General features: G+C 67.0%; 17 protein-coding genes and 1 riboswitch. Of the genes, 11 read left to right on the top strand and 6 right to left on the bottom strand.

The genetic code is table 11. The annotated features are described in order from the left end of the window. The first annotated feature begins 56 nt into the window (after positions 1–56). Complete coding sequence (locus tag G4D77_RS01050; RefSeq protein WP_244451690.1) at positions 57–971, top strand: FecR domain-containing protein; 915 nt, start codon at positions 57–59, stop codon at positions 969–971. 57 nt (positions 972–1028) lie between these two features. Here G4D77_RS01050 and G4D77_RS01055 read toward each other — a convergent pair whose 3' ends face one another. Together G4D77_RS01055 and crcB are read right to left on the bottom strand one after the other, a co-directional pair. Further along, on the bottom strand, positions 1029–1580 hold the full coding sequence (locus G4D77_RS01055; RefSeq protein WP_046239633.1) for a P-loop nucleotide/nucleoside kinase family protein: 552 nt from the start codon (positions 1578–1580) through the stop codon (positions 1029–1031). Positions 1581–1758: 178 nt separating this feature from the next. Further along, the gene (gene crcB / locus G4D77_RS01060; protein WP_154834407.1) at positions 1759–2145 is read right to left on the bottom strand and encodes a fluoride efflux transporter CrcB; all 387 of its coding nucleotides are present in this window, start codon (positions 2143–2145) and stop codon (positions 1759–1761) included. A gap of 81 nt (positions 2146–2226) precedes the next feature. Next, a riboswitch (Fluoride riboswitch) is annotated at positions 2227–2290 on the bottom strand. Between the two features lie 167 nt (positions 2291–2457). Between crcB and G4D77_RS01065 the strand changes: the two genes are divergently transcribed. Next, positions 2458–3102 carry a DUF4124 domain-containing protein gene (locus tag G4D77_RS01065; RefSeq protein ID WP_016453526.1) on the top strand — a complete coding sequence of 215 codons (645 nt, stop codon included), beginning with the start codon at positions 2458–2460 and terminating at the stop codon, positions 3100–3102. 436 nt (positions 3103–3538) lie between these two features. After that, complete coding sequence (locus G4D77_RS01070; RefSeq protein ID WP_016445887.1) at positions 3539–4555, top strand: D-2-hydroxyacid dehydrogenase family protein; 1017 nt, start codon at positions 3539–3541, stop codon at positions 4553–4555. Between the two features lie 53 nt (positions 4556–4608). Here G4D77_RS01070 and G4D77_RS01075 read toward each other — a convergent pair whose 3' ends face one another. From G4D77_RS01075 to G4D77_RS01085, 3 genes are read right to left on the bottom strand one after another with little or no spacing between them, the layout of a single operon-like run. Further along, complete coding sequence (locus tag G4D77_RS01075) at positions 4609–5424, bottom strand: hypothetical protein (RefSeq protein WP_154834408.1); 816 nt, start codon at positions 5422–5424, stop codon at positions 4609–4611. Between the two features lie 3 nt (positions 5425–5427). Further along, positions 5428–5859 (bottom strand): DNA polymerase III subunit chi, encoded by a 432-nt coding sequence (locus G4D77_RS01080; RefSeq protein WP_016445885.1) that lies wholly within the window; start codon positions 5857–5859, stop codon positions 5428–5430. Between the two features lie 45 nt (positions 5860–5904). Then, positions 5905–7494 carry a leucyl aminopeptidase gene (locus G4D77_RS01085; RefSeq protein ID WP_154834409.1) on the bottom strand — a complete coding sequence of 530 codons (1590 nt, stop codon included), beginning with the start codon at positions 7492–7494 and terminating at the stop codon, positions 5905–5907. A 23-nt stretch (positions 7495–7517) separates the two neighbouring features. Between G4D77_RS01085 and lptF the strand changes: the two genes are divergently transcribed. The 8 genes from lptF to G4D77_RS01125 all read left to right on the top strand — a co-directional run bounded on the left by lptF (position 7518) and on the right by G4D77_RS01125 (position 17181). Further along, the gene (lptF, locus tag G4D77_RS01090) at positions 7518–8645 is read left to right on the top strand and encodes an LPS export ABC transporter permease LptF (protein WP_016445883.1); all 1128 of its coding nucleotides are present in this window, start codon (positions 7518–7520) and stop codon (positions 8643–8645) included. After that, positions 8645–9754: an LPS export ABC transporter permease LptG gene (gene lptG / locus G4D77_RS01095; protein WP_034363881.1), complete on the top strand. Its 1110-nt coding sequence runs from the start codon at positions 8645–8647 to the stop codon at positions 9752–9754. The genes lptF and lptG overlap by 1 nt, the downstream gene beginning before the upstream one ends. A gap of 10 nt (positions 9755–9764) precedes the next feature. After that, complete coding sequence (locus G4D77_RS01100) at positions 9765–10178, top strand: sirohydrochlorin chelatase (protein WP_154834410.1); 414 nt, start codon at positions 9765–9767, stop codon at positions 10176–10178. 64 nt (positions 10179–10242) lie between these two features. Further along, positions 10243–11184 carry a CysB family HTH-type transcriptional regulator gene (locus tag G4D77_RS01105; protein ID WP_016445880.1) on the top strand — a complete coding sequence of 314 codons (942 nt, stop codon included), beginning with the start codon at positions 10243–10245 and terminating at the stop codon, positions 11182–11184. A gap of 58 nt (positions 11185–11242) precedes the next feature. Next, complete coding sequence (locus G4D77_RS01110; protein WP_047327741.1) at positions 11243–12409, top strand: pyridoxal phosphate-dependent aminotransferase; 1167 nt, start codon at positions 11243–11245, stop codon at positions 12407–12409. An 83-nt stretch (positions 12410–12492) separates the two neighbouring features. Next, positions 12493–13455, top strand: coding sequence for a helix-turn-helix transcriptional regulator (locus G4D77_RS01115; protein WP_154834411.1), 963 nt, complete (start codon positions 12493–12495; stop codon positions 13453–13455). Between the two features lie 77 nt (positions 13456–13532). Continuing rightward, on the top strand, positions 13533–15752 hold the full coding sequence (gene fauA / locus G4D77_RS01120) for a TonB-dependent alcaligin siderophore receptor FauA (RefSeq protein ID WP_227740758.1): 2220 nt from the start codon (positions 13533–13535) through the stop codon (positions 15750–15752). A gap of 433 nt (positions 15753–16185) precedes the next feature. Further along, entirely contained in the window at positions 16186–17181 is a 996-nt protein-coding gene (locus tag G4D77_RS01125; protein ID WP_154834413.1) for a Bug family tripartite tricarboxylate transporter substrate binding protein, read from the top strand. Here the strand turns inward: G4D77_RS01125 and G4D77_RS01130 are convergent. Beyond that, complete coding sequence (locus G4D77_RS01130; protein WP_154834414.1) at positions 17117–18346, bottom strand: NAD(P)/FAD-dependent oxidoreductase; 1230 nt, start codon at positions 18344–18346, stop codon at positions 17117–17119. The two genes, G4D77_RS01125 and G4D77_RS01130, sit on opposite strands and share 65 nt — an antisense overlap. Position 18347: the final 1 nt, after the last annotated feature.

Here is an 18347-nt window from a genome sequence, read left to right on the forward strand (position 1 = left end):
AGGGATCTTTGGAAAGCAACGACCGACGGGCCTTGCATGAGGCCGCTGCCTGGCACGTGAAACTGCGCGGCACCGCGGTGACGCCAAGCCTGCAGCAGGCATGGACGGACTGGCACGAGGCCGACCCCGCCCACCAGCGCGCCTGGCTGCGCGTGCAATCCGTCACCGCACAGCTGTCGCATCTGCCCGCACCCTTGGCGCGCCAGGCGCTGGGCCGCCGCTCCGACCCCAATCGCCGTTCTGCGGTGCGTGCTGTGGCCCTTGGCCTGGGCAGCGGTGCCACGGCCTGGCTCGCCTGGAAAGGCGCGCCGCTCGAGCACTGGCAGGCAGCTCATCGCACCGCCACTGGCGAGCGCCGCGACCTGACGCTGCCCGACGGCTCCCTGGTGGCCCTGGATACAGCCACCTCCGTGGACGTGGCTTTCGACGACCGCCAGCGCCTGCTGCGCCTTTACCGCGGCCGCATCCTCGTCGCCACCGGGCCAGACGCACTGGGCCGCCCCTTCAGTGTGCAAACCCCGCAAGGCCATGTACTGGCCCTGGGAACGCGCTTCACGGTCCATGTCGCGGACGACGGCCTGTGCCATGTCAACGTGCAGGAAAAGACCGTGCGCCTGCAGCCCCTGGACAGCGAAGCCACCCCCACCGAGCTGCAGGCCGGGCAACACGCCGCCTTCTCGGCCAGCGCCGCCCAGCCACCCGCGTCTGCCGATCCCTTTGCCGCCAGCTGGCACGAAGGCGGACTGATCGCGCTGGACATGCCGCTGGGCCAGCTGATCGACGCCCTCGCCCGCTACCGGCCCGGCTACCTGGGCTGCACGCCCGAGGTGGCAGGCCTGCGTGTCTCGGGCGCCTTTCCCGTGGACGACACCGATCGCGCCCTGGCCGCGCTCGTCAGCCGCTTCCCCTTGCAGTTGAGCACCCGTACACGCTATTGGGTGCAAGTGCAGGCACGGTCTGGCGGGGATTGAGTAGGCGATCGAGGAGGCGTTCCAGTGGGCGAGCCGGCGGCCGCACGGCCTTTGCGGTCAGGCCCGCACATACGGGTGATGCACAACGTCGAAGCCCTCCTGTGCGCAAGGCGCGACAAAGTAGCTGGTGATCAGGTCGAACTGCTCATCGCTGGCCTGAAAGGGATGATCCCCCGCCGCATTGCGCGCACGCAGGCGCTGCTTGCAGACCTCATCGGGCACATCCAGGAAATGCAGGCGGTGGGAGGCACCCACCCTCTCGAACACGCTGCGCGCCCAACCTCTGCCTTCCAGCGTGTTGGCAGGAAAGTCCAGCACCACTGAAACGCCGGCATCCAGCAGCGCCTGCACATGCGCCCCCATCAATCCCTTGAGTCGCGCGCTGCAGCGCACGTAGTCGGCCACCGACTGCATCTCGCCGGGATACAAACCGGCCAGCCAGGAATCCTCGCTGACCAGCACCGTGCCGGGCTGCGCCGCCAGTTGCCGTGCCAGCGTCGACTTGCCCGAGCCGATCTTGCCGCAGACCATGTGCAGCGTGGCCGGCCGCGCAGCGCGGGAATCGGCTTGGGCGTCGTCCGCATGGCGGGACGGTTCGAAAACCTGCATATCCATCTCCTGAAAGGCTTGTGAAAACCCTGGAGGCGGAATGAAAAAACCCGCCTCCTCTGGGCGGGTTGCATGGCGCCGAAGGCCGCTGGCTAACCCACCATCCAATGGATGGTGCGAATAATCTGCGTTGCGTTCAGGCGGGCCATGGCGCACAGCATAGCGCAATCAGGGCGCCTCAATGGGCCACCATCCGAACCAGCCCCAGCCCCGCAAACAGCGCGGCAACGCCCAGCACCAGCGAACCCAGCGCATACAGCACGGAAGCGAGCCAGTCGCCGCGCTCGTACAGCATGCCGATCTCCAGTGCGTAGGTCGAAAACGTGGTGAAGCCGCCCAGAATGCCCGTGGTGATGAACAGCCTCGCACTCTGCGGCAGCGAAGTCTTGAGCGCAAACCACTCCACCACCACCCCCATCACGAAAGCGCCCAGCATATTGATCGCCAAGGTGCCCAATGGATAGGCACTGCCCACCAGCCGCAGTGCAAGCAGGTTCGAACCATGCCGGAGCGCGGAGCCGAGGCCGCCGCCCACGAACACCAAAATGAAACCGTAGATACCCATGACCGTCCTTTCATCAAACAACCGGGACGGGCGCGCCGGGCAGGATCGAGACACGGCCCTGCCACCGGCAGGACACGCCCCACCAAGGCAGGAGCCATCAGCCCCTTGCAGGGCGGTTTCGGGAAGCTCCATTCCCATCGTGCAGCCAGTGCTGCGGTGGTCGAGTTTACTCCGGGCAAGCGAGCACAGGCAGCCATCCCCTGGAGGCAATACCGACCCTGCATCCCTTGCAGCGGCCTATTGGAATAACTTAATCTCAACCGATTCACCGTACCGGGATACCATCACTCCCATTCATTCACCGAGATGCATATGCGCCTATTGACTCTGACAATCGTTGCGACATTTCTGGCTTTACCTGCCGCCGCCCAGGTCTATCAATGCAAGGATGTTTCTGGAAAACTGATTTTTTCAGACAGCCCCTGCAGCAGCGACCAATCCGGCGCACTGATACAGCGCAAAAAATCGGACGATGAAATCTACCGCGAACGGGCCGAGGCCGCGGAGGCCAATGAGCGAAAGCAGCAGCGCCAGATGAACGAAATGCAGCAGCGCCAGATCGAGAGCCAGCAGCGCGTCATCGAACAGCAGGCCCGCAAGGCGAATGCTCCTGCACCGGAGCAGCTCGGCGCATCCTCCCAGTGCAAGGAGGCGCGCAAGGAGCTGGAATTCGTATCCAGCATTCGCACCCTTTCCCTGGATGAAAAACGTATACGCACCAATGCAGCAATCACCAGCGTCAATGCTGCATGCGGCTCCAATACGCCGCTGATGCAGGAGCCACCGAAGCCGGTTTTCACACCGCGGGCGGCCCAGCCTGTTCCTCTATCCAGTTGCAATGGTGCACTTTGCTACGACAGCAATGGCGGAATCTACAACCGCAACGGCCAATTCATCAGTGACAGTCAAGGGCGGAGCTGCCGAATACTGGGTGGAACCATGATTGAGTGCGACTGAGCGCGGTCCATCACACTCTCGGCCTTCACCGGCTTCGCCGGCAGGTGGCAACCCCCAAGTCCCGTCCGACCAGGGGTCCGCAAGGCGTTGCAGGGTGTAATTCGCTGATACAGCTGCGCGGGCGACAGAGCGTGCCAGTGACCGGTTTCACCTGCCAGGGCTTGCCGGCATCTGCGCGGCTTGTGTAACCACGGCTGCGCGATCTGGCGCGGGCCGAAGCCTTCAGCCTCAAGCCCGGGGCTGCTTGAACGACAATGTGACCGTCGGGCCTCGGGGCCCTGGCTGCGCAAGCGTCACACAATAGTCAGGCAGGCCGGTTCAGGTAGGCGTTGATGATGCCCAGGGCAAAGCGCAAAAGCGGATCAGAACATTTGCCGACAACCTCTTGCGCGGCAACCCGGAGATAAATCAAAGGCTTATGAGAGATTCACAGGCAATGAACATCATCATTCTTGACGACTACCAGGACGCCGTACGCAAGCTGGACTGTGCGCGGCTGCTGGAGCCGTTCAACGCCAAGGTCTTCACCAATACCGTCAAGGGTGTGGGCCAGCTGTCGGTGCGGTTGCGCGATGCGGACATCATCGTGTTGATCCGCGAACGCACGCAGATCAGCCGGCAGTTGCTGGAAAAACTCCCGCGCCTGAAGCTGATCGCGCAGACCGGCAAGGCCGGCGCCCATATCGACGTGCAGGCCTGCACCGACCAGGGCGTTGCGATTGCCGAGGGCGTGGGCTCACCCATCGCACCGGCCGAGCTGACCTGGTCGCTGATCATGGCGGCAACGCGGCGGCTGCCGCAGTACATCGCCAACCTCAAGCACGGCGCATGGCAGCAATCGGGGTTCAAGGCGGCGTCCATGCCCGCCAATTTCGGGCTGGGCAGCGTGCTGCACGGGCGCACGCTGGGCATCTGGGGGTATGGCCGCATTGGCAGGCTGGTGGCCCACTATGGCCATGCCTTCGGCATGAAGGTTCTGGTCTGGGGCAGCGAGTCCTCGCGCCAGAAGGCCCAGGCCGACGGCTTTTCGGCCGCCGCTTCGCGCGAGGATTTCTTTGCCGAATCCGATGTGCTGTCCATGCATCTTCGCCTGCATGAGGCCACACGCGGCATCGTCACGGCGCAGGATCTGGCGCGCATGAGACCCACAGCCCTGTTCGTGAACACCTCGCGCGCCGAACTGGTGGAGGCCGATGCGCTGCTGGGCGCGCTCAACCGTGGCCGCCCCGGCCTGGCGGCCGTGGATGTCTTCGAGAGCGAGCCCATTCTCCAGGGCCACGCACTGCTGCGGCTGGAGAACTGCATCTGCACGCCGCACATCGGCTATGTGGAGCAAGACAGCTATGAGCTGTATTTCCGCGCCGCCTTCGACAATGTGGTGAACTTCGCTGCAGGCCAGCCCAGCAACATCCTCAATCCCGAGGTGTTCTCAGGCCCGGCACGCGCAGGCTGAAGGCCGGGTCAGGCGGGCACCTCTCACCCTTCACCCGCCTACCCGATCACGGATCAACGCCCCCCGCCCTGTACAGCATCGCCGCGTGCGGCACTCGCCCGGTGGGCCAGTTCGTCGGCCACGGCCTCGTAGACGGCTTGGCGCACCACCGACTCCACCTCTTCGCGCAGGCGCACGACGATGGATCGCGTCTGCTGCTGCACCACCGTGGCGATGGCATCGCGCAGGCGCTGGTCCAGCACCAGGTCCACGCGCTGCATGAGGCGATGGACCAGATACTCCTCGGTGACCTGCTGCGCTTGGCTGTCCCAGATGGACTCCATGGTGGGCAATGCACAGGCGGGTGATGCCCCAGGTGCTCCAGGTGCCGCAGATGCCGGATCCGGCTCGACCCCTTGCGTGGCAGCGTCGGCCTGCACCACCGGCGCGGCAGGAATGTCGTCCTCGATCGGTGCGGCCGGGGCCACCTCTGGCACATCGGCCGGTTCGGCAACTTCGGCCACTTCGAGCAGACGGCTCTCCTGGGCCAGCTGCATTTCCACGGACGGCGCACTGGGCGGCAGATAGTCGGAATGCACTGGCTGCACTGCAGGCCGCGGGCCCTGTCCAGGCGGCGCAGGCTCGGCGACCATGGACCGCTGGGGTTGCAGATCCAGGGGCAGCGGCGGCAGGGACGCGGGCATGGAAACCAGGCCGCGGCGTGGCGCAAGCATGCCTTCGCTCGCCCAGGAATCGGTCTCGCCGCTGTGCGGCAGTTCGGACGCAGCGACAGCGGGCGGTTCTGCCACCGGCGACTGCACTGCATCGACCGGCACGACATCGGTGAGCGTGGGAACAAAGCGTGGCGGGGTTTTGGAGGGAGCGCTCATGGCTTACTCCTTGAGGACCAGGTCATGGCGCTTGATGGAAATCCCCTGCGCCACGTAATGCTTCCAGCGCTGCCGGGCCAGATGTCGGTCTTCCTCATCGGTGGCAGACACCACTTCAACGACACGCGCAAAGCGCTCGAATCCTTCTGGCACATCGCCACCCAGATTCACCAGCATGTCGTGGTGCGGCGCGCTGTCCAGCCGCTCCAGCAGCACAATGGGCGAGAAGGCCACAATGCCGGCCCCATCGCCTTCGACGGCGTGGGCAAGAAAATCGGTGGGCGAGACACTCCAGAGCCTGGGCGACAAGGCCTTGAGCGACGCGGAAGATCCCAGCACCACCAGTTGCGTGCGATGCCGCAGTGCCTTGCGCGCAAGACGGCACACATAGGCCAGCTTGTCGGGCGCGTTGAAATGGAACGCCACTTCAGTCAAGCGACGCTCCTTTCGCGCAGGCCCGTGCGGATGGGGGCGATGCCATCAGGCCTGCTCCGGCTGGATTGCAGCGGCTGCCTTGCGGCGGCTGGCAGAGCCGGCCTTGGGCGCCGCAACCGACTTGGGCGCGCCGGCCCTGGATGGCGCCTTGCCGGCATCGACGCAGGCCAGCAGGTAGTGCAGCAGCAGGCCCACGGGGCGGCCCGTGCCGCCCTTGGCGGCGCCGCTCTTCCAGGCCGTGCCGGCGATGTCCAGATGAGCCCAGGGAATGTCTCCCACGAAGCGCTGCAGGAACTTGGCCGCCGTGACCGCACCACCTGCGCGGCCCGCCACATTGCCCATGTCGGCGAAATTGCTCTTGAGGCCTTCGCCATACTCCTCGTCCAGCGGCATGCGCCAGCAGGGGTCGAGCGCGGCATCGCCCGCCTGCTCCAGCGCACGGGCCAGCTCGTCGCTGGGCGAAAACATGCCGCTGCGCAGCCCGCCCAGGGCGATGACGCAGGCACCGGTCAGCGTGGCGATGTCCACCATGGCGCGGGGCTTGAAGCGGGCGGCGTAGGTCAGCGCATCGCAGAGCACGAGGCGGCCTTCGGCATCGGTGTTGAGGATTTCTATGGTCTGGCCACTCATGCTGGTGACCACGTCGCCCGGCTTGACGGCTGCGCCTCCGGGCATGTTCTCGGAGGCCGGAATGAGCCCGACCACGTTGATGGCAGGCTGCAGTTGGGCCAGCGCCTGGAACACGCCCAGCACGCTGGCGGCACCGCCCATGTCGAACTTCATCTCGTCCATTTCGGCGGCAGGCTTGAGCGAGATGCCGCCGGTATCGAAGGTAATGCCCTTGCCCACCAGCACCACGGGCGCGGCGCCCTTGGCGCCGCCGTTGTAGTGCAGCTCGATGAAGCGCAGCGGCTGCTCCGACCCCTGGGCCACGGCCATGAAGGCGCCCATGCCGAGCTTGGCGACTTCGGCGGGGCCGTGGACCTTGCAGCTGATGCCGGGCAGCTTGGCCAGGGCACGGGCTGCGTCGGCCAGCAGCATGGGAGTGGCGTGGTTGGCCGGGCGATTGGCCCATTCGCGCGCCAGGGCCATGCCTTCGGCCTGGGCCACGGCGATCTTGAAAGCGGCGGCGATGCCGCCCTTGTCCCCGCTCTTGTCTCCGGACTTGCCGGACGCGGCACTGGCGCCCGTCGCCGCGATCACCAGCTTCTTGAGCGCCACAGGCTTGGCCTGGGGCTTGGTGTGGGTATAGCTGTAGCAGGCATCGGCCGCTGCCACCACCGCTGCTGCAACAGCGCCACCCGTGGCCTCGAAGCCGAAGCACAGCACGGCCTTGCCAACGCCGCTTGCCTTGAGGGCCGAGCCTGCGCCTGCCACCGCCTGGCGCACGTCGCGGGCCGAGCCGCTGCCCGCGCCCAGCAGCACGACGCGGCGGGCGGCCACGGCCGGCAGGCCGTACAGTGCCAACTGCTTGCCAGCTGCCGTTTCGAAATCTCCGGCCTTGACCGCGTGAGCGACCAGGGTGGACAGCGCGTCGCTGCCCGTGGCCGTGGCTTCGGTCACCAGCACCAACAACAGGTCACACTTTTCACGTACTGCAGCGGCAGTCGTCAACGGCTTCAGTTCAAAGTTCATAATCGGCGTTTTCCTTTCAGCCAATGTTATTCGATTCATCCATACGCAAAGAGCTGGCCCGCAGCTTCGGTGCCACGGTCGTGGTGCTGATCACGGTCGTCATGACCATGATGCTGATCCGCACGTTGGGTCAGGCTTACAAGGGCAATGTCAGCCCTTCCGACGTTCTGCTGGTCATGGGATATACGGTGCTTGGCCAGTTGCCCACCATCCTGGGCCTGGGACTTTTCGTGGCCGTGGTCGGTTCGCTGTCGCGCATGTACCGCGACAGCGAGATGGTGATCTGGTTCGCCGCAGGCCAGGGACTGGCCAGCCTGCTGCGCCCGCTGCTGCGCTTTGCCTGGCCGGTGCTGGCCGTGATCGCCGTGCTGGGCCTGGGCATCCTGCCCTGGGCCAATCAGCAGATCGAGCAGATCAAGACCCAGTTCGAGCAGCGCAGCGACATCGACCGCATCGCTCCCGGTGAGTTCCAGGAGTCTGCCGGCGGCTCGCGCGTGTTCTTCATCGACAAGGACGTGCCCAGCGCCACCGCTGCCAACAATGTGTTCATCGTGGCCAATGAGCGCGGGCGCGAGTCCGTGACCTCGGCGCGCGGGGCGCGGCTGGAAGTGGTCAAGGGCGAACGCATGGCCGTGCTGACCGACGGCCAGCGCATGGAGACGCAGACCAGCGACGGCTCGGTGAAGATCAGCGAGTTCAAGGAATACGGCACGCAGCTCGGCAGCGGCAACAATCTGGCCGCCGCCGAGGAAATGGCCGCGCGCAGCACGTACACGCATGAGCTGCTGCCGCGCACCGAACCCATCTACCGCGCCGAACTGGGCTGGCGCATAGGCCTGCCTCTGGCGGCGCTGAACTTCGTGATCCTGGGCCTGGCCGTGGCCAGCGTAAACCCGCGTGCCGGTGGCAGCGGCAGCCTCATGCTCGCGCTGTTCGCCTTCATCGTGTACTACAACCTCATGACGCTGGGCGAGAACTGGGTGGCCTCGGGCAAGCTGAGCATGCCCGCCATGACGGCCTTGCTGCACGGCGGCACGTTGCTGCTGGCGCTGCTGGTGCTGCTGGTGCGGCACAGGCGCTGGTCGCCGCGCGATCTGTGGCGCAGGCCCTGCAAGCCGACTGCCCTGGACGACGCGAAGGCGGTGCCATGATGAGAGTTCTGAGAAACCTGCTGTACCGCGACATCATCGCGGCCGTCGGCTATGTGACGCTGGCCTTCCTGGCGCTGTTCTTCTTCTTCGATCTGGTCGATGAGCTGCGATGGGTCGGGCGCGGCGGCGACAACGGCTACAAGATCACGCACGCGCTGCTTTTCGTGGTGCTGCGCATTCCCAGCCACCTGTACGAGCTGATGCCCATCACCGTGCTGATCGGCACCATCTACGTGATGGCGCGCTTTGCCCAGAGTTCGGAATTCACCATCATGCGCACCAGCGGCATGGGCCCCTGGCTGGCGCTGCGCACGCTGATGGTGCTGGGCCTGGGCTTTGTGCTGGTCACCTTCGGCACGGGCGACTACCTGGCACCTGCGGCCGAGAACGCGGGCCAGAACATACGCGCCATCCACCTGGCCCAACTGTCACGCGGGGCCACGGGTGCCTGGCTCAAGGAGCGCCAGGGCGATCATTCCATTGCCATCAACGTGCGTGCCATTCGCGGGCCCGGCGATTTCTCGAATGTGCGCATCTTCGACTTTGACGGCCAGGGCCGCATCTCTGCCCAGATCCATGCGGAATCGGCGCAGGTGAGCGAAGACGGAGAATCCTGGATGCTCCAGGGCGTGCAGGCCAGCCGCCTGACGGCCAAGGCCGACGGCGGCATGGTGCTGCAGCGCGAGAAAGAAGACAGCATGAACTGGAAGACGGGCATCAGCGCCGAGATGGTCTCGGCCGCTTTGCTCAAGCCCGATCGCATGTCCACCATCTCGCTGTTCCAGTATGTGCGCCACCTGGAAGCCAACGGCCAGGCTGCGCAGAAGTACGAGATCGAGTTCTGGCGCAAGGTCTTCTACCCGATGAGCTGCCTGGTGATGGTGGTGCTGGCCCTGCCTTTCGCCTACCTGCATTTCCGCTCGGGCGGCATCGCGGCCTATGTGTTCGGCGGCGTCATGGCCGGCATCAGCTTCTTCCTGCTGAACAACGTGTTCGGCTACATCGGCACGCTGCAGACCTGGTCGCCCTGGCTGACCGCTGCGGCGCCGGGCCTGCTCTACAGCCTTCTTTCATTGACGGCCTTCACCTGGCTGGTGCTGCGCCGCTAGGACCGTTGCCATGCAAAACGAGACAACATCTGCCGGCAGGACCGGACTGATCCTGCTGGCACACGGCTCGCGCGACGCCTTGTGGCGCCAACCCATCGAGGCCGTGCTGAAGGCCGTTCAGCAGACGCATCCCCAATCCCTGGCCGCCTGCGCCTACCTGGAGGCCTGCGCGCCCGACCTGCCCACTGCCGCGCGCGGGCTGGTCGAGGCCGGCGCCACGCACATCACCGTGCTGCCCCTGTTCCTTGGCACGGGCAAGCATGCGCGCGAGGACATCCCGAAGCTGGTGCAGGAGATAGGCGATACCCATCCGCAGGTGGCCGTGGACCTGCAGCCGGCCGTGGGCGAGCATCCGCGTGTCACAGCCCTGCTGGCAGAACTGGCACTGGTGGCCACGGAGCCCCGTGGCGCACCGGGAAACTGAAATAACGAATCGCTTCTTTATATAAATGCAGCATAATGGCGCGCAGCACCCTGCTGTCACCGCCATGAACCTGCACCAATTCCGATTCGTCCAAGAAGCGGCGCGCCGCAACCTCAACCTCACCGAGGCGGCCAAGGCCCTGCACACCTCGCAGCCCGGCGTCTCCAAGGCCATCATCGAGCTGGAGGAGGAGCTGGGCATCGACATCTTTGCGCGCCACGGCAAGCGCCTCAAGCGCATCACCGAACCCGGCCTGGAGGTGCTCAAGAGCATCGAGCTCATCATGCGCGAGATCGGAAATCTCAAGCGCATCGGCGAGCAGTACAGCGCCCAGGACAGCGGCACGCTGTCGATTGCCACCACCCACACACAGGCCCGTTACGTGCTTCCGCCTGCCGTGGCACGGCTGCGCGACCTGTATCCCAAGGTCACGATCAGCCTGCACCAGGCCACTCCGGCAGAGGTGGCGCGCATGGTCATCGACGAGGTGGCCGACATCGGCATGGCCACCGAATCCCTGGCCGACTACCCCGATCTCGTCACCCTGCCCTGCTACGAATGGCAGCACGTGCTGGTCATGCCCACAGGCCACCCGCTGGCGCAGAAAGAGCGCATCACGCTGGACGACATCGCCCACGAATCGCTGATCACCTACCACCCTTCGTTCACGGGTCGCGGCAAGATCGACCAGGCCTTTGCCACGCGCCGCCTGCGTCCGCGCATCGTGCTGGAGGCCATTGACTCCGACGTGATCAAGACCTATGTGCGCCTGGGCCTGGGCATCGGCATCGTGGCCGAAATGGCCATGCGCGACGACCCGGTCAATGACCTGGTCGTGCGCCCCATGGGCCACCTGTTCGGCCAGAGCGTGGCACGCGTGGCCATCAAGCGCGGCGCCTACCTGCGCAATTTCGTCTACCGATTCGCCGAACTGCTCAGCGACCGCCTGACGCGCGATCTCATCATGCGCGCCATGAACGGCCACGTGCACGACTACGAACTCTGATCCTCCGCCCCACCGGACCTGCAGTGCGGGTCCGCTCCCGCTGTCCGCTGTTTCCGCCATGACTTCTGCCACGCCCCGCACGCCCGCCTTCCCCAGCCGCCTGCCCCATGTGGGCACGACCATCTTCACCACCATGTCGGCCCTGGCCGCCGAGCACCAGGCGGTGAACCTGGGCCAGGGCTTTCCCGATTTCGGCTGCGACCCCAGGCTGGTCGATGCCGTCACGGCCGCCATGCAGGCCGGCCACAACCAGTACCCGCCCATGCCCGGCCTGCCCCAGCTGCGCCAGGCCATGGCCGACAAGATGCAGGCGCTGTACGGCCGCAGCTACGATGCGGGCACCGAGATCACGGTCACGGCCGGCGCCACGCAGGCCATCCTCACCGCCATCCTGGCCACCGTGCATGCTGGCGACGAGGTCATCGTGCTCGACCCCTGCTACGACAGCTACGTGCCCAACATCGAGCTGGCCGGCGGCGTGCCCGTGCGCGTACCGTTGACGCCGGGCAGCTTCAAGCCCGACTTCGCCAAAATTGCCGCCGCCATCACGCCGCGCACCCGGCTTTTGATCATCAACAGCCCGCACAACCCCAGCGCCACCATCTGGAGCGATACCGAGATGCTGCAGCTGCAGGAGCTGCTGGCGCCCACCGACGTGCTGCTGATCAGTGACGAGGTCTACGAGCACATGGTCTACGACGGCCGCCAGCACCAGAGCGCCGCGCGCTTTGCCGGCCTGGCGGCGCGCGCCTTCATCGTCTCCAGCTTCGGCAAGACCTACCATGTCACGGGCTGGAAGGTGGGCACCGTCGCCGCGCCGGCCGCACTCACGGCCGAGTTCCGCAAGGTCCACCAGTTCAACGTCTTCACCGTCAACACACCCATGCAGGCGGGCCTGGCCAGCTACATGGCCGACCCCGCGCCCTATCTCCAGCTGCCCGCCTTCTATCAGGCCAAACGCGATCTTTTCCGCCAGGGCCTGGAAGGCTCGCGCCTGCGCCTTCTGCCCACGGCGGGGACCTATTTCGTCTGCGCCGACATCTCGGCCGTGTCGGAGCTGGACGAAGCCGCGTTCTGCCAGTGGCTGGTCCGGGAGCATGGCGTGGCGGCCATCCCGCTGTCGGCCTTCTATGGCGACGGCTTCGACCAGCGCGTGGTGCGATTTTGCTTTGCCAAGCAGGACAGCACGCTGCGCGCGGCACTGGATCGGCTGCGCAAACTCTGAGGTTTGTGGGCGAGCGGGCCTGCAGCCCCGGATAATGAGAAGCATTCTCGAATCCAGCTGCGGGCCTTTTGTTCCGCTCACCCATGCCCTCCTCCTCCCAGCGCTACACCACGGCGCAGCTCGACGCCATGCGCCAGCGCCACGGTTTCAGCGTGCGCTTTCTCTCTGCCGTCTCCGAAAACGATTGCATCTTCGAGGGGCAGGTGCAGGAGCACCAGCTGCCCTCGGGCCTGCAACTGGTCAGCTCCGACATCCGCATCGACCACGGCTATGAATCCACATCCGAGCACCCGCGGCGCTTCACCGCCGTGGTCCTGCTCGACGGCCAGGCCGAGCTGCAGTTGCCGGGCGCCCGCCGTGCACTGAGCGTGACGCGCCATGCGGCGGCGGCATTCTCGTGCGGCGACACCGAGATTCTCAAGGCCACCCATGCGGCAGGCCAGACGGTGCGCGGCTTCAACCTGTCCATCGAGGCGCCCGAGGCCTGCGCCGATGCCGAACTGGCCGAGCTGCTGCACCAGGCCATGCGGCAACCCGGCCCGCCACTGCATGCCTGGTCGCTGCCCGAGCACCTGGCCGTCTCGCTGCGCCAGCTGCTCGATGGCGTCTGGAGCGGCAGCCTGGCCCGGCTGCACCGCGAAGGCATTGCGCTGCAGGTGCTGGCCTGCGCGCTGCAGGCACATGCGCAGCCGCGGCCTGCGCCCTTGCCGCGCATCCATCCCCGGGACAGGCGCGGCCTGGAGCGCGTGCGCGAGTGCATGGATGCAGCGCCGGGCCAGGCGCACAGCCTGGACGACCTGGCGCGCCTGGCCTGCATGAGCCCGACCACGCTGCGCGAGAAATTCCAGGCCGCCTACGGCCAGACCGTGTTCGGCTGGCTGCGCGAGCGCCGCATGCAGCTGGCGCGCGAGCGGCTGGCACAGGGCTGGAGCGTGCAGGAAGCGGCCGACTGCGTGGGCTTTCAGCACGCCAGCAATTTCGCCACGGCCTTTCGCCAGCGCTTCGGCCACGCGCCCAGCCAAGGCAGCCTGCGTCGCAAGCCATAGGACTGGCGTCGCCGGGAACAGGCGGCGGCGGCGCACATTTCCCACAATCCGGGCTCACGCCCAGGACCATGGAAATGATGAGCATTCGCATCCAAAACCCCGCCCCGCGACACCCCCAAGGCGCGCGGACCCCACTGTCCCTGCTGATCTGTGCCGTTTGTGCCGCCCCTGCGCCAGCAGTCTGGGCCGCCGACGAGGACAGGCCCGCTGCCAGGAAAGGCGACACCGAACTGGGCACCGTCACCGTGCGCGCCGCCGCCGATGCGGGCACCACCGAAGGCACGGCCCGCTATACCAGCGGTTCCACGGGAACGGCCACGGGCCTGCAACTGTCGGCGCGCGAGACACCGCAGTCGGTCAGCGTGATCACGCGCCAGCTCATGGACGATGCAGGCCAGCTCACGGTCTCGCAGACGCTGGAGGCCTCCGCGCCCGGCCTGTCGGTCAGCCGCAGCGACAGCAACCGCTACCAGTTTTCCTCGCGCGGCTTCGGCGTCAGCAACTTCCAGTTCGACGGGCTGGCCTCGCCCATCAACAGCCTGTGGAACTTCGGCGCCACCGACATGGACACCGCCTTCTACGACCGCGTGGAAATCGTGCGCGGCGCCACGGGCCTGCTCAATGGCTCGGGCGATCCGTCGGCCACGGTGAACTTCGTGCGCAAGCAGCCGCGCGAGACGGCGGGCGGCCATGCATCGCTGACGCTGGGCCGCTGGAACCTGCGCCGCGCCGAGGCCGATCTGTCCCTGCCGCTGGACCGCGAAGGCCGCGTGCATGGCCGCGTCGTGGCTGTGCAATCGGACAGCGACAGCTACGTCAGCCACTTCGGCCAGCGCAGGCAGGGCCTGTACGCCGTGGTGAGCGCGGCCCTGACGCCCGCCACCCGGCTCGTGACCAGCCTCGAATACCAGAAGAACACCAGCCCCGGCATGGGCGCCGGCTTTCCGCTGTTCCATGCGGACGGCAGCCGCACGGACTTCGACCGCTCGGTGTCCAACAACACGCGCTGGTCGCATTTCGGCACGGAGAACACCACGGCCACGCTGGACCTGACGCACCGGCTGGACAACCGCTGGCTGCTGCGCGCCGCCTACAGCCGCAACGACGGCAACTACGACATGCGCTACGTCTACCGGGGCGGCGCGCCGGACGCCAGCACCGGCCTGGGCATGGCCAACTCCTTCATCAAATACCGGGGCGACCGCTCGCGCGACAGCCTGCACCTCACGGCCAGCGGCCCGGTCGCGCTGTTCGGGCGCCAGCACGAGATTGCCGTGGGCTGGAACCATGTGCGCGACGACATCGACATCCGCCGCTACGCACCGCTGGGCACGCCGCCCGCCACGGACAACTTCCTCGACTGGCGCAACGGCAGCCTGGCCGAGCCGGGCTGGTCCGACGTCTCCAACGGCGGCGACGACAGCCGCATGCGCCAAAGCGGCGGCTATGCCGTGGGGCGTTTCTCGCTGGCCGATGGCTGGACGGCCGTGGCCGGCGCCCGCCTGAGCCGCTGGTCCACGCGCCAGAACTACTTCGGCAGCCTGCGCGACTACCGCTACAGCAACGAAATCACGCCCTACGCCGGCCTGCTGTGGGACATCGATGCCCGGCACACGGCCTACCTGAGCTACACGGAAATCTTCACACCCCAGAACTACCGCGACAAGCAAGGCAGCATCCTGGACCCCGTCACCGGCCAGGCCTTCGAGCTGGGCCTCAAGGGCTCCTGGCTGCAGGACCGGCTGCAGGGTTCTGCCGCGCTGTTCCAGACCCGCCAGGACAACCTGGCGCAGGACACGGGCGAATTCATCGATGGCACCACGGACCAGAAGGCCTACCGGGGAGTCAAGGGCGCCCAGGTGCGCGGCATCGACCTGGAACTCAGCGGCGAGCCGGCCCGGGGCTGGCGCCTGGGCGCCAGCTACACGCACTACACGGCACGCAGCGCCAGCGGCGCCGCCTTCAACACCACGCACCCGCGCAGCCTGGTCAAGCTCACGGCCATGCGCAGCTTCGAGGGTGCGCTGCAGGGCCTGAGCCTGGGCGGCAACCTGCGCTGGCAAAGCCGCATCTGGCAGAACGTGACCAACCCGCTGCGCCAGAGCGTGCAGGTAGGCCAGGGCAGCTACCTGGTGGTCAACCTCTCGGCCCACTACCGCATCGACCCCACCTGGTCGGCCAGCGTGCAGCTCAACAACGTGCTGGACCGCCAGTACTACAGCCAGATCGGCTTCTACAACCAGGGCTGGTGGGGCGAGCCGCGCAACATGACGGTGAGCCTGAGGGCGGATTTCTGAGCTGCATCGGCATTGGCGTCGGCATGGACATCGGCAATGCCCGCCCCAACCCCGGCGCCGTAACGGGCGCCGGCCCATGCCATGGGGCGCATCGTGCACGTCCACGCAGGCGCCGCAAAGCCGCATGTTCGCGGGCAGTTGCACGGCAGCGCCGGAGGCGGATTCAGCAGCGGTGCGGTCCTTGCCACAGGCGAGTCCAGGAGCCTTGCGCCGTGATGGCAGGCGCAATGACGGGCGCAATGACGGGCGCATGTCAACGCAATCCTTCTCATTTGCCGAGCAAGGCCGGACAGGTCATTCGCCCGCCGCATGACGTCCTGCCAAAACATTGATTGACGTCAAGACAGCCACCACCCAGCATTGGCCCGCCTGAAAAATCCGCCGCTGGCCCCAGCCGCTGCGCCACCAGAACATCGACAAGGAGACATCCCCCATGCCCCGCACCCTTTCACGCAAGCAATTCCTGCGCGCTGCCGCGCTGCTTGGCGCCACTACGCTGCTGCCCCTGCCCCAGGCCTGGGCGGATGCCTATCCCACCCGGCCGGTCAAGCTGGTCGTGCCCTTCGCCCCTGGCGGCAATACCGATGTGCTGGCGCGCATGGTGGCACAGGGCCTGTCCGAGTCGCTGGGCCAGCCCGTGATCGTGGAAAACATCTCCGGCGCCAACGGCTCCATCGGCGCCAGCCGCGTGGCTTCGGCGGCCAATGATGGCTACACGCTGCTGTTCGGCACGGCCGGCACCCAGGCCATCAACCAGAGCCTGTACAAGAACCTGAGCGAGAAGAACCTGGGCGATTTCGAATACGTGGCCCTGGTCACCACCATCCCCAACGTGCTGGTGGTCAACGAGGCGCGCACGCCCGCCAGGACGGTGAAGGACCTGGTGGTACGCGCCGCCGCGCAAAAGACCGGCATGAGCTATGGCTCGCCGGGCAGCGGCTCCACGGTCCACCTGTCGGGCGAGCTGTTCAAGAGCGCCACCCAGCTGGACATGGTGCATGTGCCCTACAAGGGCAGCGCGCCGGCCCTGACCGACCTGCTGGGCGGCCAGATCGATTTCATCTTCGAGAACGTGACGCCCGCCCTGCCCTTCGTGCAGTCTGGCAAGCTCAAGGCCCTGGCCGTGACCTCGGAGCAGCGCCTGCCCGCCCTGCCCGATGTGCCGACCATGAAGGAAAGCGGCTACCCCGCCTTCGTGACCGGCACCTGGAACGGCGTGCTGGCGCCCAAAGGCACGCCGGCAGCCATCGTCAAGCGGCTGGAGGATGCCACGCTCAAGGTGGCGGGCCATGCCGACTTCAAGTCCAAGGTGACGGCGCTGGGCGGCGAAGTGCGCCTGCTGGACTCCAAGGCCTTCCGCGAATTCACGCGGGCCGAGTACCAGCGCTGGAATGCCATCGTTCAGACGGCGAAGCTGGAGCGGCAATAACGCCGGCTCCGTTCCCCGCCTCCGGCGCCCGCTGGCGGCGGGCCCAGAACGTCTCGTTCGCCCAGCGCGGCTCCAGCGCATAGTAGTGCTCGTGATGGCTGCGGTACGCGGCGCGTATCGGCCGGATCCACGCATCCCAGGCAGGCAACGCACCGGCGTCGCCCGCCAGGCTGCGGCGCACGGCCAGGGCGGCCTCGCTGCCGGTGACCAGGCTGTTGAGCAGGCCCTGCGATGCCAGCGGATCGAAGGACAGGCAGGCATCGCCCACGGCCAGCCAATCCGGCCCGCTGGCGGCATCCAGCCATTGCTCGTGGGCGGCGGCCACCCGCAACGGCTCCAGCACCTGGCTGCCCACGCTGCGCACGCCCACCAGGGCCGTGCGATCGGCCATGTCCAGCAGATCCGCCGTGCTGCGCAGGCGGCGGGCTTCGGGCAGGTCGATATCGGTCTGCCAGGCAATCACGCAACTGCCATCGGGCAGATCGGCGCTGTACCACCAGCCTTCGGCATCCGACTCGATCATGGTGGTGCCTGCATGCTCATGCGATGGCGGCTCCACCCAGGCGTGAAAGCAGACCAGGCGGCCACCACGGTGGACCTGGGCGCCAGCCTGCCGGGCCACGCGGGCCGCGCGGCCCGTGGCATCGACCACGATGCGGCAGGACAGCTCCAACGGGCCGTGCGCCGTGTCGCCCTGCGCCCTATCGATCAGGCAGCGCCAGCGCATGGGTGCGCCTGGCGGATGGCGCTGCAGGCTGCGCAGCGTGGCGGGCACCAGGCAGGGCACGCCACGGCTGCGCGCAGCCTCCAGCAGCATGGCGTCGAAGCGCTTGCGGTCCAGGTGCCAGCCCGCGCCATGCGGGTCGAACAGCGCGTCCTGAAAGATGACCTCGAAGCTTCCCCACAATGACCGCCGCGACCAGGCAGGACGGTGGCCCTGTGCCGCGAACGCATCCCACACGCCCAGGTCGGACAGAATCACCCGGGCCGCAGCGGGCAGGGTTTCGCCAATGGCCCGCCCAGCCTGCACGGCGCGTCCTACCAGCGCCACGCGGCAGTGCCCTGCCAGTTGCGCGGCAACGGCCGCGCCCGCCGGCCCTGCGCCCACGACGAGCACATCCAGTTCCTCCGGCAGCGGCGCGGCGGCCATGGCGTGCGACGGCATG

Source organism: Delftia sp. WY8, from assembly GCF_018437695.1.
GTDB lineage: Bacteria > Pseudomonadota > Gammaproteobacteria > Burkholderiales > Burkholderiaceae_C > Comamonas > Comamonas tsuruhatensis.

Coding starts and splice junctions, on each gene's coding strand:
- G4D77_RS01125 (WP_154834413.1), top strand. CDS start 16,186: ATGCCCCGCACCCTTTCACGCAAGCAATTCCTGCGCGCTGCCGCGCTG.
- lptF (WP_016445883.1), top strand. CDS start 7,518: ATGTTATTCGATTCATCCATACGCAAAGAGCTGGCCCGCAGCTTCGGT.
- G4D77_RS01110 (WP_047327741.1), top strand. CDS start 11,243: ATGACTTCTGCCACGCCCCGCACGCCCGCCTTCCCCAGCCGCCTGCCC.
- G4D77_RS01115 (WP_154834411.1), top strand. CDS start 12,493: ATGCCCTCCTCCTCCCAGCGCTACACCACGGCGCAGCTCGACGCCATG.
- fauA (WP_227740758.1), top strand. CDS start 13,533: ATGAGCATTCGCATCCAAAACCCCGCCCCGCGACACCCCCAAGGCGCG.
- G4D77_RS01130 (WP_154834414.1), bottom strand. CDS start 18,346: ATGCCGTCGCACGCCATGGCCGCCGCGCCGCTGCCGGAGGAACTGGAT.
- G4D77_RS01055 (WP_046239633.1), bottom strand. CDS start 1,580: ATGCAGGTTTTCGAACCGTCCCGCCATGCGGACGACGCCCAAGCCGAT.
- G4D77_RS01085 (WP_154834409.1), bottom strand. CDS start 7,494: ATGAACTTTGAACTGAAGCCGTTGACGACTGCCGCTGCAGTACGTGAA.
- crcB (WP_154834407.1), bottom strand. CDS start 2,145: ATGGGTATCTACGGTTTCATTTTGGTGTTCGTGGGCGGCGGCCTCGGC.
- G4D77_RS01100 (WP_154834410.1), top strand. CDS start 9,765: ATGCAAAACGAGACAACATCTGCCGGCAGGACCGGACTGATCCTGCTG.
- G4D77_RS01075 (WP_154834408.1), bottom strand. CDS start 5,424: ATGAGCGCTCCCTCCAAAACCCCGCCACGCTTTGTTCCCACGCTCACC.
- G4D77_RS01070 (WP_016445887.1), top strand. CDS start 3,539: ATGAACATCATCATTCTTGACGACTACCAGGACGCCGTACGCAAGCTG.
- G4D77_RS01065 (WP_016453526.1), top strand. CDS start 2,458: ATGCGCCTATTGACTCTGACAATCGTTGCGACATTTCTGGCTTTACCT.
- G4D77_RS01105 (WP_016445880.1), top strand. CDS start 10,243: ATGAACCTGCACCAATTCCGATTCGTCCAAGAAGCGGCGCGCCGCAAC.
- lptG (WP_034363881.1), top strand. CDS start 8,645: ATGAGAGTTCTGAGAAACCTGCTGTACCGCGACATCATCGCGGCCGTC.